Below are 13,765 nucleotides of genomic sequence, written 5' to 3' on the forward strand. Positions count from 1 at the left end.
AAAAATGATGATGGAGAAGGTATGACGCCTTTACGCGTTTTTCGCAAAACAACACCTTTGGTTAACGCCGTTCGCTTGAGCCTGCTGCCGCTGGCCGGGCTGTCGTTATCCGCCTTCGCAGCGCAGGTTGATATTGCACCGGGTTCGCTCGACAAAGCCCTTAATCAGTATGCCGCGCTCAGCGGAATTACCCTGTCGGTTGACGCCAGCCTGACGCGCGGCAAACAGAGTAACGGTCTTCACGGTGACTACGACGTCGAAACCGGCCTGCAACACCTGCTGAACGGTAGCGGCCTGCAGGTGAAACCGCTGGGTAATAACAGCTGGACACTGGAGCACGCACCCGCACCGCAAGAAGATTCCCTGACCGTGGTGGGCGACTGGCTGGGGGATGCGCGCGAAAACGACGTTTTCGAACATGCTGGCGCGCGTGACGTTATCCGCCGTGAAGATTTCGCCAAAACCGGCGCGACGACCATGCGCGAGGTGCTGAACCGCATTCCTGGCGTTACCGCCCCAGAAAACAACGGTACCGGTAGCCACGATCTGGCGATGAACTTTGGTATTCGCGGCCTGAACCCACGCCTGGCCAGCCGTTCAACGGTACTGATGGACGGTATTCCGGTGCCGTTTGCCCCTTACGGCCAGCCGCAGCTTTCCCTGGCACCCGTTTCGCTCGGAAATATGGACGCCATCGATGTGGTACGCGGCGGCGGTGCTGTACGTTACGGGCCGCAGAGCGTGGGCGGCGTGGTGAACTTTGTCACCCGCGCCATTCCGCAAGACTTCGGGATCGAAGCCGGCATGGAAGGCCAGCTCAGCCCAACGTCCTCACAAAATAATCCCAAAGAGACGCACAACCTGATGGTGGGCGGCACGGCGGATAACGGTTTTGGTACCGCCCTGCTTTACTCCGGCACGCGCGGCAGCGACTGGCGCGAGCACAGCGCAACGCGCATCGACGATCTGATGCTGAAAAGCAAATATGCGCCGAACGACGTGCATACTTTCAACAGCCTGCTGCAATACTACGACGGTGAAGCCGACATGCCCGGCGGCCTGTCGCGCGCGGATTACAACGCCGACCGCTGGCAGTCCACGCGCCCTTACGATCGCTTCTGGGGGCGCCGCAAGCTGGCAAGCCTCGGCTATCAGTTTCAGCCGGACAGCCAGCATAAATTCAATATTCAGGGCTTCTACACCGAAACCCTGCGTAGCGGCTACCTGGAACAGGGCAAACGCCTCACCCTTTCACCGCGTAACTACTGGGTACGCGGCATTGAACCGCGCTACAGTCAGAGCTTTATGGTGGGTCCTTCCGCGCACGAAGTGGGCGTGGGATACCGCTATGTGAGCGAGTCGACGCATGAAATGCGTTACTACACCGCCACCAGCAGCGGACAACTCCCGTCCAGCGCTAGCCCATACGATCGCGACACCCGTTCCGGCACCGAAGCGCACGCCTGGTATCTGGATGACAAAATCGACATTGGCAACTGGACGATCACACCGGGTATGCGCTTTGAACATATCGAGTCATACCAGAACAACGCCATCAAAGGCACGCATGAGGAAGTGAGCTACAACGCCCCACTTCCGGCGCTAAACGTGCTCTATCACCTGACTGACAGCTGGAATCTTTATGCAAACACTGAAGGCTCATTCGGCACCGTACAGTACAGCCAAATTGGCAAGGCTGTGCAAAGCGGCAATGTGGAACCGGAAAAAGCGCGAACCTGGGAGCTCGGAACCCGATACGACGGTGGCGCGCTGACCGCGGAAATGGGGCTGTTCCTGATTAACTTTAATAATCAGTACGACTCCAACCAGACCAACGACACTGTAACCGCACGGGGTAAAACGCGCCATACCGGGCTGGAAACCCAGGCCCGCTATGACCTCGGCACGCTGACGCCAACGCTCGACAACGTTTCGGTCTACGCAAGCTATGCGTATGTGAACGCCGAGATCCGCGAGAAAGGCGACACCTACGGCAACCAGGTGCCGTTCTCGCCGAAACACAAAGGCACATTGGGCGTGGACTATAAACCGGGTAGCTGGACCTTCAACCTGAACAGCGATTTCCAGTCCAGCCAGTTTGCGGATAACGCCAACACCGTGAAAGAGAGCGCCGACGGCAGCACCGGCCGCATCCCGGGCTTCATGCTCTGGGGCGCACGCGTAGCCTATGATTTTGGTCCGCAGATGGCAGACCTGAACCTGGCGTTCGGCGTGAAGAATATCTTCGACCAGGCGTATTTCACCCGCTCTTACGACGACAACAACAAAGGCATCTACGCAGGCCAGCCGCGCACTCTGTATATGCAGGGGTCGTTGAAGTTCTAATTCACACCGATTTCGTAGGCCGGGTAAGCGCAGCGCCACCCGGCTTTCAGGAGCACCGATGTTCACATTTATCCGCACACTTTTCGCCGCTCTGCTGCTGGTCACCAGCCACGCTTTTGCCGCCACAGTTCAGGACGAACATGGCACCTTTACGCTTGATAAAACGCCACAGCGGATAGTGGTACTGGAGCTGTCGTTCGCGGACGCGCTGGCTGCCGTCGATGTTAGTCCGATCGGCATTGCCGACGATAACGATGCCACGCGCATTCTTCCCGAAGTTCGCGCCCATCTGAAACCCTGGCAGTCTGTCGGCACGCGTGCGCAGCCGAGTTTAGAAGCCATCAGCGCGCTGAAACCGGACCTGATCATTGCCGACAGCAGCCGTCATGCGGGTATTTTCAGCGCCTTACAGCAAATTGCACCGGTGCTGCTGCTGAAATCTCGCAATGAAACCTACGCTGAAAATCTTCAGTCTGCGGCCATCATCGGCGAGATTGTGGGCAAAAAGGCACAGATGCAGTCACGCCTGGCGAAACACAAACAACAGATGTCAGCGTGGGCCAGCCAGTTGCCAAAAGGCACGCAGGTGTTGTTTGGTACGTCCCGGGAGCAGCAGTTCAACCTGCACACGCAGGAGACCTGGACCGGGGGCGTCCTGACCTCTCTGGGGCTGAAGGTACCTGCGGCGATGGCGGGTGCGTCTATGCCGTCCATCGGCCTGGAGCAGTTGCTGGCGCTCAATCCTGCATGGCTGCTGGTCGCACATTATCGCGAAGAGAGCATCGTCAAACGCTGGCAGCAAGACCCGCTGTGGCAGATGTTAACGGCTGCGCGAAAACAGCAGACGGCGTCGGTCGACAGTAACGCCTGGGCGCGGATGCGCGGCATTTTTGCGGCCGAACGTATTGCCAGCGACACGGTAAAAATCTTTCATCACCAGCCTTTATCCGATGTGAAATGACAGTTCTCAGACATCCGGCACTGCAATGGGGGCTGCCCCTTGCCGCGCTTATCGCAATTTTCTGGCTGAGTCTGTTTTGCTACTCGGCCATTCCTGTTTCTGGCGTTGATGCTATTCGCGCCCTGCTGCCGGGCCACGTGCCGACGCTTGCACAAGCGCTGGTGCAAAACCTACGTCTGCCGCGAAGCCTGGTCGCCATTCTGATCGGCGCAAGCCTGGCTCTCGCGGGAACGCTGCTGCAAACCCTGACGCATAATTCAATGGCCTCCCCTTCACTGCTCGGCATTAACAGCGGCGCGGCGCTGGCTATGGCACTGACCAGCGCGCTCAGCCCCGTGCCCGTCGCGGGTTACTCCATCGCCTTTATCGCCGCCTGTGGCGGCGGCGTAAGCTGGCTGCTGGTGATGACCGCAGGCGGCGGATTTCGCCACACCCAGGACCGAAACAAACTGATCCTCGCGGGTATCGCTTTCTCGGCGTTTTGCATGGCCCTGACCCGCATCACCCTGCTGCTGACGGAAGATCACGCCTACGGCATTTTTTACTGGCTCGCAGGGGGCGTATCTCACGCACGCTGGCAGGAGTTCTGGCAACTTTTACCGGTGGTGGCGGTCGCTGTACCGGTGGTGTTGCTGCTGGCCAATCAACTGAACCTGCTTAACGTCAGCGACAGCACCGCCCGCACGCTGGGGGTGAATCTGCCGAAGCTGCGTTTGATCATCAACATTCTGGTGCTGCTTCTGGTCGGTACCTGCGTCAGCGTGGCTGGCCCGGTGGCGTTTATCGGTCTGTTGATGCCGCATCTGGCTCGCTTCTGGGTAGGATTTGACCAGCGCAAGGTCCTGCCGATGAGCATACTGATGGGCGCCACACTGATGCTAGTGGCGGATGTTCTGGCCCGCGCGCTGGCTTTTCCTGGCGAATTACCCGCGGGGGCTGTGGTTGCTCTGATTGGTGCGCCCTGCTTTGTCTGGCTGGTCAGGAGGCGTGGTTGAAAATTGTGTTAGTCATTTTTATCGCCCTCGCACTGGCAGGATTTTCGCTGCTGTCTCTGCAAATGGGGGGGATCGCCGTTCCCTGGCGCGCCCTGCTGACCAACTGGCAGGCCGGGCGTGAGTATCATTACGTGTTAACGGCGTACCGCCTGCCGCGACTGCTGCTGGCGTTGTTTGTCGGAGCAGCCCTCGCGGTGGCAGGCGTTCTGGTACAAGGGATCGTTCGTAACCCTCTGGCGTCGCCGGATATTCTCGGCGTAAACCATGCCGCCAGCCTTGCCTCTGTGGGCGCACTGCTTCTCGTACCGTCACTGCCGGTGATTGCTCTGCCGCTGCTGGCCTTTGCCGGTGGCATGGTGGGCCTGATACTGCTGAGAATGCTGGCGAACACCAGCCAGCCGATGAAGCTGGCACTCACGGGTATCGCGCTGTCTGCCTGCTGGGCCAGCCTGACGGACTGGCTGATGCTTTCGCGCCCGCAGGATGTGAACGGCGCCCTGCTGTGGCTGACCGGCAGCTTATGGGGCCGTGACTGGAGCTTTGTGAAGATTGCCGTCCCGCTGCTAATGTTGTTTCTGCCGCTGAGCCTGGGTTTTTGCCGCGATCTCGACCTTCTGGCACTGGGCGATGCCCGCGCCACCACGCTCGGTGTGTCGGTGCCGCGTATCCGGCTCCTGGCTTTGCTACTGGCCGTCGCCATGACATCTACCGGCGTGGCCGTCTGCGGCCCAATTAGTTTTATTGGTCTTGTGGTGCCGCATATGGTGCGCAGTATTACCGGTGGGCGTCACCGCTGGCTGCTGCCCATATCGGCCATGACAGGTGCGTTGCTGCTGGTGGTTGCCGACCTGCTGGCGCGAATTACTCATCCCCCGCTGGAGCTTCCGGCTGGCGTACTGACCGCCATTATCGGTGCACCGTGGTTTGTCTGGCTGCTTGTGAGAATGCGATAAATGACATTACGAACTGAAAATCTGACGGTCTGTTACGGTACAAACAAGATCCTTGATGGCGTTTCACTCGCCCTACCAGCGGGGAAGACAACCGCCCTGCTCGGCCCTAACGGCTGCGGGAAATCGACGTTGCTAAACTGTTTTTCACGGCTGTTAGCGCCGCAATCCGGTGGCGTATTTCTCGGCGATAATGCCATCAACACGCTCTCATCACGCCAGCTAGCCCGCAGGCTGGCGCTGCTGCCCCAGCACCATTTAACGCCAGAGGGGATCACCGTCCAGGAGCTTGTTTCGTACGGTCGCAACCCGTGGTTGTCACTCTGGGGGCGCCTCTCCGTTGAAGACAATGCGCGGGTCCAAGATGCTATGCACCAGACCCGGATCCAACATCTTGCCGACCGACGGTTAACCGATCTTTCCGGCGGTCAGCGCCAGCGCGCCTTTCTGGCGATGGTCCTGGCCCAGAATACACCCGTCATACTACTCGATGAGCCAACCACCTATCTCGATATCAATCACCAGGTGGAACTGATGCGGTTGATGGGCGAACTCCGGGCTCAGGGGAAAACGGTGGTCGCAGTGCTGCACGACCTTAATCAGGCCAGCCGGTACTGCGATCATCTGGTGGTAATGGCGAACGGACATATTATGGCGCAAGGCACACCAGAAGCGGTGATGAACCCTGGATTGCTGAGAACCGTATTCAACGTGGATACGGAAATACACCCCGAACCAGTATCTGGTAGGCCGATGTGTGTAGTGAGGTAAATGACACAAGCTGTAATGTTACCATGGTCTCAACAGGTCGCCTGTCATATCACTTGCGCTGTGATGACTTCACTCTGCCCAGGTAACATTTCAACTGTTCTGAGCTGAATAATATTGCAGCGTTCTGTCATCAATCATCATGCGTTTAGGACCAGTCAAAACCATGTTAATCATCGGTTCATAAACTGCAGACAGGCGGTGTTCAGGGATTACTCTCAACACCATAGCAACCCGTGAAATGCAGGTTTCGGTACGCTGATTATCCGTGGCTAATGCAAGTTCTAGTAACTTCGGTAATTTTTGCATTTACCGAGTGATAACACGTCGCTGTATGCACAGCAAGAGAGGCAGGATAAAGGAAAAAGCGAAGAGGATGGAGAAACGGGGAGACGCGTTAATTCATCTTTCCGCTTAATATTAACGGGCGCCGGGTTGCTTCATGCCAACACCCGCGGTGTACCAGGAGCGGACGTTGCTAAGTTTGGTCTGCATTAATTTGAAGGGAGCAGGACATATGAGCCAAGAACGAATTTCTGCGGATTTTTTTTCGTGCACCGCGGAGGTGAAGGTCATAAATGGTACGCCAGCACCGACTTTACCTGGTTTTTTTAAGTTCAGCAGCAAAACCTGCCTTGTAGGTTTCCGGCGTCGGGATAATCGATACTGAACCTTGTGCATACCATTCTCATCAGTTGAATTAAAGATTCCACAGTCTTTGCCGATATCACCTTGGTTCTTGCTTGTGATGCGTTCAGTGTTCAGCGCTATTTGCTGTAGCCCTCCGGACTGATTACAGACCGCCTCTTAAAAGCCAATCCATACTCTAAAGGGAACTCATGAGATTAAAATACTCAGCACTCTTACTCGCCGTTGCCATTACAGGCTGTGATAACAAAAAAGACATGATCGGTTGTTCCTCTGAAATGACCCAGTCAGCTCTCATGGATTTATTAAAAAAATCTGCTTATGAAGGTCTCTCTGAACAGGTCGACAAATACCCTGACGTCACTAATCAGACCAAACGAAGCGCTTTGGACAAGATTAAACTGACCATCTCTGAAATCTCCACAACTTCAAGTGACACGGGCAGCACAATGAAAACTTGTGAAGGGACCGTGACGATGACCCTACCTGCGAACGAGTACGCACAACTTTCTGATGCTTACAGAAAGAACTTTAACCGTAATCTCGACAAGCAAATGGAAAGCCTGTCTTTGGATAACAACGCAAACGCCTTTTCAAAACGCATCTCCTACACCGCACAGGCAACCGACGATCAGAAAAACGTTTTTGTAAAAGCTTCTTCTGATAACCCAATATCAGTGGGTGCCGCTGCACTGACATCGCTTTCCATCATCAACCCGATCGTTGAGCAGCAGAAAATCCAGCAGGCTAAGGATGCCCAGCAGAGTCAAATTGAAGCAGAACAACAGGCACAACTCAGGGCGCAGCAACAAGCTAAGTATGAGGCGGAGCAGCAAGCTCAGCAAACCATTCAACAACAATCCTACCAGCAGCCTCAGCAGCAAAAAGCTGACAACCTTGATCAGTCCCGAATGGCTTTTGCGAATGCCGACTCTGATTTGAATACCGCTTGGAGCACATTAACGCCAGCGAAGAAAAAAGAGTTGCTGCCTTCTCAGCGCCAGTGGATCAAAACTAAGGATGCTATGTGTGGCAAAGTTTCAATGCAGGGAACAGATGCTGAAGTCAAGAAAATGGTCGACTGCCAGACACAAATGACTCTTTCAAGGACCGCTTTTTTCAGAAATCAATAGCGGAAGCTCCCTTCAAGCTGGTGGCCAGGGCTAAGCTGGCGCCAGCGGAATGCGGGAAAATTTCAGCCGTTGTTCCCTGATGTCCCACGCGGATATTTTGCTCGCGGTTAGAACGGGATTTTGGGGCGTAGATATTTCCTTAAAGGCGATGATCAGTATAGTCATCAAGTACATGAACTTTCTGTTACAGATATGCAAGTATTAAGACAACTTGCTTTCCGTGATTACCAATGATGTTCATCGTTGCAGGCACTCAAAAAAGAATTCATCGATCATCAATTGCAACAGGTATTGCCTACCCGGGATCGATTAATACAAATTAAATTTGTTACTGGAGAGTGATGCCTAATTATTCTGGAACGCTCCACCGCCATGAGTAAAATGTCTGCACTTCGCTCAAAGTTGCCCCTCAGCTCCACACCAGGTGTTGAGTAAACGCATCCGTGTAAGTGCACAATTTTCATGTGCCACTAAAGCAGTGTGTTCCCATCGACATTCAGTCAGCTTTATACGCCTGCCACTCGCGCCAGACATTCTCAGGATCAATATCGCGGTAGCCACGCTCTCTGATTATATCCTCGGCTGCTTCGGCCGGCAGGCGGATGGCTGTAGCACCATCGCGAATGGACTCAACCTCATCGCGGGTCAAATCCCGTCCTATGTCCTGTTCTTTATCAATCAGGACTACGATCAACGCAGGGATAAAAACAATCTTCATACTGACAAGCCTCTGAAATATTCGCATCCCACTGTATCACTGACAGTTTTGATATAATTTAGTAATCGTCAATTTATTACCAGGACGGGAATCATTCATGACATTACAAATCCGTGACGCCACACCGGCAGACGCGATGTTGCTTAATGCGCTGGGCTACCGCATCTACCGCGCACACTTTGTACAAAAGGTACTGGAGCTTCGCTTATATGTCCACGGAGATAACGGGCGTGCGATTCGTGCTTATGAGCGATGTGGTTTCACTGAATCTCCGTATACCATTATGAAAGTGGGTTTATGGCTTCCCCAAATACAGTACTCCTAATGCTCCGCCTGAAATCAGAACACTCCTGACAGGCCACGATTCCACCTGATTCAGATTTTTCATTCATCTTATTTTTCATGTTGCCATCAGATGAGGGAGATAATCGTTTTCACTTCCCGTCTGTCGCGGTAATCTCATAACGGTCGTTAATATTGCGACTGCAATGTGTGTAACCCAACTCAAATACTAATAACTAAAAAACAGTACAGACAGGATAACTATGGATTCCACCCTCACCTCCACGGGTCCCCAACAGGACGCCTCTTCGCTTAACCGCGCCCGACGCGCTGCGCTTGGCAGCTTCGCGGGTGCCGTGGTCGACTGGTATGATTTTTTGCTTTATGGCATTACTGCCGCACTGGTCTTTAACAGCGAGTTCTTCCCGCAAGTCAGCCCAGCGATGGGGACACTTGCCGCATTTGCTACCTTTGGCGTCGGATTTTTGTTCCGTCCGTTAGGCGGGGTGATCTTCGGCCACTTCGGCGATCGTCTGGGCCGTAAACGTATGCTGATGCTCACCGTCTGGATGATGGGTATTGCCACTGCGCTGATCGGGATTATTCCCTCTTTTGACACCATTGGCTGGTGGGCTCCCGTTCTGCTGGTGACGCTGCGTGCTATTCAGGGATTCGCCGTTGGCGGTGAATGGGGCGGCGCAGCGTTGCTTTCGGTCGAAAGCGCGCCGAAAAATAAAAAAGCCTTCTACAGCAGCGGCGTTCAGGTTGGTTACGGCGTCGGACTGTTACTTTCTACCGGTCTGGTCTCGCTGATTAGCTCGCAAACCACCGATGAGCAGTTCCTGAGTTGGGGCTGGCGTATTCCATTCCTGTTCAGCATCGTGCTGGTATTGGGCGCGTTGTGGATGCGTAACCGAATGGATGAATCGGCCGAATTCGAACAGCAGCAGCAGGCACCGCAACCAGAGAAAAAGAGACTACCTGTAGTCGAGGCATTAATCCGTCATCCAGGGGCGTTTTTGAAAATTATCGCTCTGCGCCTGTGTGAACTGCTGACGATGTATATCGTCACCGCGTTTGCCCTTAATTACTCCACGCAGAATCTGGGCTTACCTCGCGAACTGTTTCTGAATATCGGGTTGTTAGTTGGTGGACTGAGCTGTCTGACCATCCCCTGCTTTGCCTGGCTCGCCGACCGCTTTGGTCGCCGGCGCGTTTACATTACTGGCGCACTGGTCGGGACGCTTAGCGCATTCCCGTTCTTTATGGCGTTAGAAGCGCAATCCATTTTCTGGATCGTGTTCTTCGCGATTATGTTGGCCAACATTGCACACGATATGGTGGTCTGCGTACAGCAGCCTATGTTTACCGGTTTGTTTGGCGCAAGCTATCGCTACAGCGGCGCAGGCGTTGGTTATCAGGTAGCAAGCGTAGTTGGCGGCGGTTTTACCCCCTTCATTGCTGCTGCACTGGTAACATTCTCCGGCGGAGACTGGCACAGTGTAGCCATTTATCTGATGGCGGGTTGTCTTATTTCCGCGACTACAGCATTGCTGATGCGGGATAAGCAGCACGGTTAAGCCAGGGTGCGGAGGCCGTCCGGTCTTCGCACAATCTTCCTCAACGTCTGACTTTTGTTTCACATTCCTGTGACATACTATCGGGAGAGCAGTACATCTGTGGAACAAGGAGACAGACATGAACAATAAGGGCTCCAGCCTGACCCCAACTCAGGCACTGGATAAACTGGACGCGCTGTACGAGCAGTCGGTTAAAGCACTGCGTAGCGCCATTGGTAAGTATATTGAAACAGGGACGCTCCCTGATGTAATCGCCCGCCATAACGGTCTTTTTGTTTACCCATCACTGTGTGTCACCTGGGATGGCATCGCCACCAATCCCCCGAAAACCCGAGCCTATGGTCGTTTTACCCATGCGGGCAGCTACACCACTACGATTACCCGTCCGTCGCTTTTTCGTCCGTATCTTGAAGAACAGCTCACGCTGCTGTATCAGGATTATGATGCGCATATCTCCGTCGAGCCGTCGCAGCATGAAATCCCCTATCCCTATGTGATTGACGGTTCAGAACTGACGCTGGATCGCTCGATGAGCGCCGGATTAACGCGCCATTTCCCCACCACTGAATTGTCGCAGATTGGTGACGAAACGGCAGACGGGATTTTTCATCCGGCGGAATTTTCTCCGCTGTCTCACTTCGATGCCCGACGCGTGGATTTTTCGCTGGCGCGACTACGTCATTACACGGGAACGCCGGTTGAACATTTTCAACCTTTTGTACTGTTCACCAACTACACCCGCTACGTCGATGAGTTTGTGCGTTGGGGTTGCAGCCAGATCCTCGACCCGGACAGCCCATATATCGCGCTCTCTTGTGCGGGCGGGATCTGGATCACCGCCGAAACCGAAGCGCCAGAAGAAGCCATCTCCGATCTCGCCTGGAAGAAACACCAGATGCCCGCCTGGCATTTAATCACGGCTGACGGTCAGGGGATCACGCTGGTCAATATCGGCGTTGGCCCGTCTAACGCCAAAACCATTTGCGATCATCTGGCCGTACTGCGTCCTGACGTCTGGCTGATGATTGGTCACTGCGGTGGTCTGCGTGAAAGTCAGGCGATTGGCGACTATGTTCTGGCCCATGCTTATCTGCGTGACGACCACGTGTTGGATGCCGTACTACCGCCGGATATTCCGATTCCGAGCATTGCGGAAGTACAACGCGCCCTGTATGACGCCACCAAAGAAGTCAGCGGTATGCCCGGTGAAGAAGTTAAACAGCGCTTGCGTACCGGTACTGTCGTCACCACCGACGATCGTAACTGGGAGCTACGCTATTCCGCTTCTGCGCTGCGTTTCAACCTCAGTCGCGCGGTGGCTATCGATATGGAAAGCGCCACCATCGCCGCTCAGGGATACCGTTTCCGCGTTCCGTACGGCACGCTGCTGTGCGTTTCCGACAAGCCGCTGCACGGTGAGATCAAACTACCTGGTCAGGCCAACCGTTTTTATGAAGGTGCTATTTCTGAGCATCTGCAAATAGGTATCCGGGCTATCGATCGTCTGCGTGCTGAAGGCGACCGACTGCACTCCCGTAAATTACGTACATTCAACGAACCGCCGTTCCGTTAAGACCTGAAGGTTAACTATGCACAACTCAACTCCTCTTTCCGCCCTGCGCAACCTGCTGATAGCGCAGGGGCTGGATGGCATGATTGTTCCGCGCGCCGACGCTCATCAAAGCGAAGATTGTACGCCGCATGACAATAAACTGGCCTGGCTGACCGGATTTAGCGGTTCTGCCGGCCTCGCGTTGGTCCTTCGGGATCGCGCGTTAATGTTTGTCGATGGACGCTATCAGGTCCAGGTACGCAATGAAGTCTCGCTGGATGATTTTGAAATTCATCATTTACACGATGAACCGCTGGCCGACTATTTGCAGTCTCACGTTGCAGCGGGTACACGTATCGGCTTTGAACCGCTGCTGATGGTCAACAGCCAGTTTGAAGCCTTGTCGGCAACTCATTGCGAGCTGGTACCTCTTGAGCAAGATCCTTTTGACCAGGTGTGGCTTGACCGACCGGCAGCCCCCTGCGGCATCATTCGTGAAATGCCCATTGAAATCAGCGGGGAAAACAGCACGCAAAAGCGTGCCCGCGTCGTGGAACAACTCGCTCAACATGAGGCTGACGTACTGGCAATTACCCTGCCGGATAACATTGCCTGGCTGTTGAATGTACGCGGTTCAGATCTGGCTATGGTGCCAGTACCGTTTTCGTTTGCCCTGCTCCATCGCAGCGGTGAGCTGGAATGGTTTGTGGATAGCAACAAAACGCAGCAACTCCCCGTATCACTGCTGAACACGCTCACGCTGGCCCCGCAAGAGAGTTTCCTGGTACGTTGCCAGCAACTGGCCAGTGGGAAACGCTTCCTGGTCGATAAAGACTACGCCCCGGTTGCGTTGCGTTTTGCCATTGAAGAACACGGTGGCAACGTCTTATGGGCCCCTGATCCCATCACCTTGATGAAAGCCCACAAAAATGACGTTGAACTGGCGGGCTATCGGGAATGCCATGAACAAGATGGCGCAGCCTGGGTTAATTTCCTTGCCTGGCTGGCCCATGAAGTCCCTTTGCGCGAAGCGGCTGGCAATCCGGTCACTGAACTGGAAGCCCAGGCGAAGCAACTGGAATTTCGCCAGCAGCAGCCGGGATTTATTGAGCAAAGCTTCAGCACGATATCGGCCTCTGCCAGCAATGCGGCGATGTGTCATTACCACTCCAGTGAAAAAACCAATACGCCAATTACCTCGCAGGCCATGTATCTGAATGATTCCGGCGGCCAGTACCACAATGGTACGACGGATACGACGCGTACCTTCGCGTTTGGTCCACAGGATCCGCAACGTCGTCTGCATTACACCGCCGTGCTGAAAGGCTTTTTGTCGCTTATTTCACTGCAGTTTCCCAGCGGCACTCAGGGCCATCAACTGGATGCCTTTAGCCGTCGGGCGTTGTGGGATTTAGGCCTGGATTTTGATCATGGAACAGGACACGGCGTAGGCCACCAGTTGCTTATCCATGAACAACCCCATCGCATTGCCAAGAAAGTAAACCCCTGGCCTCTGGTCGCGGGCAATATCATCACTATCGAACCGGGTTACTATCTGGCCGGGCAATATGGGATCCGTATTGAGAACCAAGTGGAAATAATCAACAGCCGCCCTGGCTTCTGTCGTTTCTCAACGCTGACGCTGGTGCCGATTGATTTGAATCTGGTTGAACTGCATCTGTTGAGTGAAGCTGAAAAGCAATGGATTGATGATTACCACCAGCAGGTCAGAGAGACGTTATCCCCTCGCGTGAATGCAGAGGCTCGTCCGTGGCTGTTCGCCGTCACCGCGCCGATTCGCGTTCAGGCTAATTAATGCAATAAAAAAGGCA

13 protein-coding genes are annotated in these 13,765 nt (G+C 54.5%); 10 read left to right on the forward strand and 3 right to left on the reverse strand.

Annotation, left to right across the window (positions count from 1 at the left end):
- Positions 1 to 21 precede the first annotated feature (21 nt).
- The 5 genes from fecA to fecE are packed head-to-tail and all read left to right on the forward strand — an operon-like array spanning position 22 to position 6,023.
- A complete protein-coding gene (gene fecA, locus GUC46_RS14505; RefSeq protein ID WP_130714762.1) occupies positions 22 to 2,346 on the forward strand; it encodes a TonB-dependent Fe(3+) dicitrate receptor FecA in 2,325 nt (774 codons plus the stop codon).
- A gap of 58 nt (positions 2,347 to 2,404) precedes the next feature.
- A complete protein-coding gene (locus tag GUC46_RS14510; RefSeq protein WP_121571626.1) occupies positions 2,405 to 3,307 on the forward strand; it encodes a Fe(3+) dicitrate ABC transporter substrate-binding protein FecB in 903 nt (300 codons plus the stop codon).
- The gene (gene fecC, locus GUC46_RS14515) at positions 3,304 to 4,302 is read left to right on the forward strand and encodes an iron-dicitrate ABC transporter permease FecC (protein ID WP_054528284.1); all 999 of its coding nucleotides are present in this window, start codon (positions 3,304 to 3,306) and stop codon (positions 4,300 to 4,302) included. The genes GUC46_RS14510 and fecC overlap by 4 nt, the downstream gene beginning before the upstream one ends.
- Positions 4,299 to 5,255: a Fe(3+) dicitrate ABC transporter permease subunit FecD gene (gene fecD, locus GUC46_RS14520; RefSeq protein ID WP_048216612.1), complete on the forward strand. Its 957-nt coding sequence runs from the start codon at positions 4,299 to 4,301 to the stop codon at positions 5,253 to 5,255. Before fecC ends, fecD begins: the two co-directional genes overlap by 4 nt.
- Positions 5,256 to 6,023, forward strand: coding sequence for a Fe(3+) dicitrate ABC transporter ATP-binding protein FecE (gene fecE, locus GUC46_RS14525; protein WP_003036301.1), 768 nt, complete (start codon positions 5,256 to 5,258; stop codon positions 6,021 to 6,023).
- 90 nt (positions 6,024 to 6,113) lie between these two features.
- On the opposite strand, the gene GUC46_RS24280 is transcribed toward fecE, so the two are convergent.
- Positions 6,114 to 6,329 (reverse strand): AraC family transcriptional regulator N-terminal domain-containing protein, encoded by a 216-nt coding sequence (locus GUC46_RS24280; protein WP_032947939.1) that lies wholly within the window; start codon positions 6,327 to 6,329, stop codon positions 6,114 to 6,116.
- A gap of 111 nt (positions 6,330 to 6,440) precedes the next feature.
- Positions 6,441 to 6,701: a hypothetical protein gene (locus GUC46_RS14535; protein ID WP_130714764.1), complete on the reverse strand. Its 261-nt coding sequence runs from the start codon at positions 6,699 to 6,701 to the stop codon at positions 6,441 to 6,443.
- Between the two features lie 158 nt (positions 6,702 to 6,859).
- On the opposite strand from GUC46_RS14535, the gene GUC46_RS14540 reads away from it, so the two are divergent.
- Positions 6,860 to 7,801: a lysozyme inhibitor LprI family protein gene (locus tag GUC46_RS14540; protein WP_054528281.1), complete on the forward strand. Its 942-nt coding sequence runs from the start codon at positions 6,860 to 6,862 to the stop codon at positions 7,799 to 7,801.
- A 496-nt stretch (positions 7,802 to 8,297) separates the two neighbouring features.
- Here the strand turns inward: GUC46_RS14540 and GUC46_RS14545 are convergent, their stop codons facing one another.
- On the reverse strand, positions 8,298 to 8,519 hold the full coding sequence (locus GUC46_RS14545; RefSeq protein ID WP_160180419.1) for a hypothetical protein: 222 nt from the start codon (positions 8,517 to 8,519) through the stop codon (positions 8,298 to 8,300).
- Positions 8,520 to 8,616: 97 nt separating this feature from the next.
- On the opposite strand from GUC46_RS14545, the gene GUC46_RS14550 reads away from it, so the two are divergent.
- From GUC46_RS14550 to GUC46_RS14565, 4 genes are all read left to right on the forward strand, one after another.
- The gene (locus GUC46_RS14550; RefSeq protein WP_044711606.1) at positions 8,617 to 8,844 is read left to right on the forward strand and encodes an N-acetyltransferase; all 228 of its coding nucleotides are present in this window, start codon (positions 8,617 to 8,619) and stop codon (positions 8,842 to 8,844) included.
- Between the two features lie 220 nt (positions 8,845 to 9,064).
- On the forward strand, positions 9,065 to 10,381 hold the full coding sequence (gene shiA / locus GUC46_RS14555; RefSeq protein WP_044711604.1) for a shikimate transporter: 1,317 nt from the start codon (positions 9,065 to 9,067) through the stop codon (positions 10,379 to 10,381).
- A gap of 118 nt (positions 10,382 to 10,499) precedes the next feature.
- The gene (locus GUC46_RS14560) at positions 10,500 to 11,954 is read left to right on the forward strand and encodes an AMP nucleosidase (RefSeq protein ID WP_003836722.1); all 1,455 of its coding nucleotides are present in this window, start codon (positions 10,500 to 10,502) and stop codon (positions 11,952 to 11,954) included.
- Between the two features lie 16 nt (positions 11,955 to 11,970).
- Positions 11,971 to 13,749 (forward strand): aminopeptidase P family protein, encoded by a 1,779-nt coding sequence (locus GUC46_RS14565; protein ID WP_071667268.1) that lies wholly within the window; start codon positions 11,971 to 11,973, stop codon positions 13,747 to 13,749.
- Positions 13,750 to 13,765 lie beyond the last annotated feature (16 nt).

The sequence above is a fragment of the Citrobacter sp. LUTT5 genome (genome assembly GCF_009905315.1).
In the GTDB taxonomy this organism is placed as follows: Bacteria; Pseudomonadota; Gammaproteobacteria; order Enterobacterales; family Enterobacteriaceae; genus Citrobacter; species Citrobacter freundii.

Bases quoted from the DNA above. Each gene is read 5' to 3' on its own strand.
- GUC46_RS14540 (WP_054528281.1), top strand. From the start codon at position 6,860: ATGAGATTAAAATACTCAGCACTCTTACTCGCCGTTGCCATTACAGGC.
- GUC46_RS14535 (WP_130714764.1), bottom strand. From the start codon at position 6,701: ATGCACAAGGTTCAGTATCGATTATCCCGACGCCGGAAACCTACAAGG.
- GUC46_RS14550 (WP_044711606.1), top strand. From the start codon at position 8,617: ATGACATTACAAATCCGTGACGCCACACCGGCAGACGCGATGTTGCTT.
- shiA (WP_044711604.1), top strand. From the start codon at position 9,065: ATGGATTCCACCCTCACCTCCACGGGTCCCCAACAGGACGCCTCTTCG.
- GUC46_RS24280 (WP_032947939.1), bottom strand. From the start codon at position 6,329: ATGCAAAAATTACCGAAGTTACTAGAACTTGCATTAGCCACGGATAAT.
- GUC46_RS14565 (WP_071667268.1), top strand. From the start codon at position 11,971: ATGCACAACTCAACTCCTCTTTCCGCCCTGCGCAACCTGCTGATAGCG.
- GUC46_RS14545 (WP_160180419.1), bottom strand. From the start codon at position 8,519: ATGAAGATTGTTTTTATCCCTGCGTTGATCGTAGTCCTGATTGATAAA.
- fecA (WP_130714762.1), top strand. From the start codon at position 22: ATGACGCCTTTACGCGTTTTTCGCAAAACAACACCTTTGGTTAACGCC.
- GUC46_RS14560 (WP_003836722.1), top strand. From the start codon at position 10,500: ATGAACAATAAGGGCTCCAGCCTGACCCCAACTCAGGCACTGGATAAA.
- fecC (WP_054528284.1), top strand. From the start codon at position 3,304: ATGACAGTTCTCAGACATCCGGCACTGCAATGGGGGCTGCCCCTTGCC.
- GUC46_RS14510 (WP_121571626.1), top strand. From the start codon at position 2,405: ATGTTCACATTTATCCGCACACTTTTCGCCGCTCTGCTGCTGGTCACC.
- fecE (WP_003036301.1), top strand. From the start codon at position 5,256: ATGACATTACGAACTGAAAATCTGACGGTCTGTTACGGTACAAACAAG.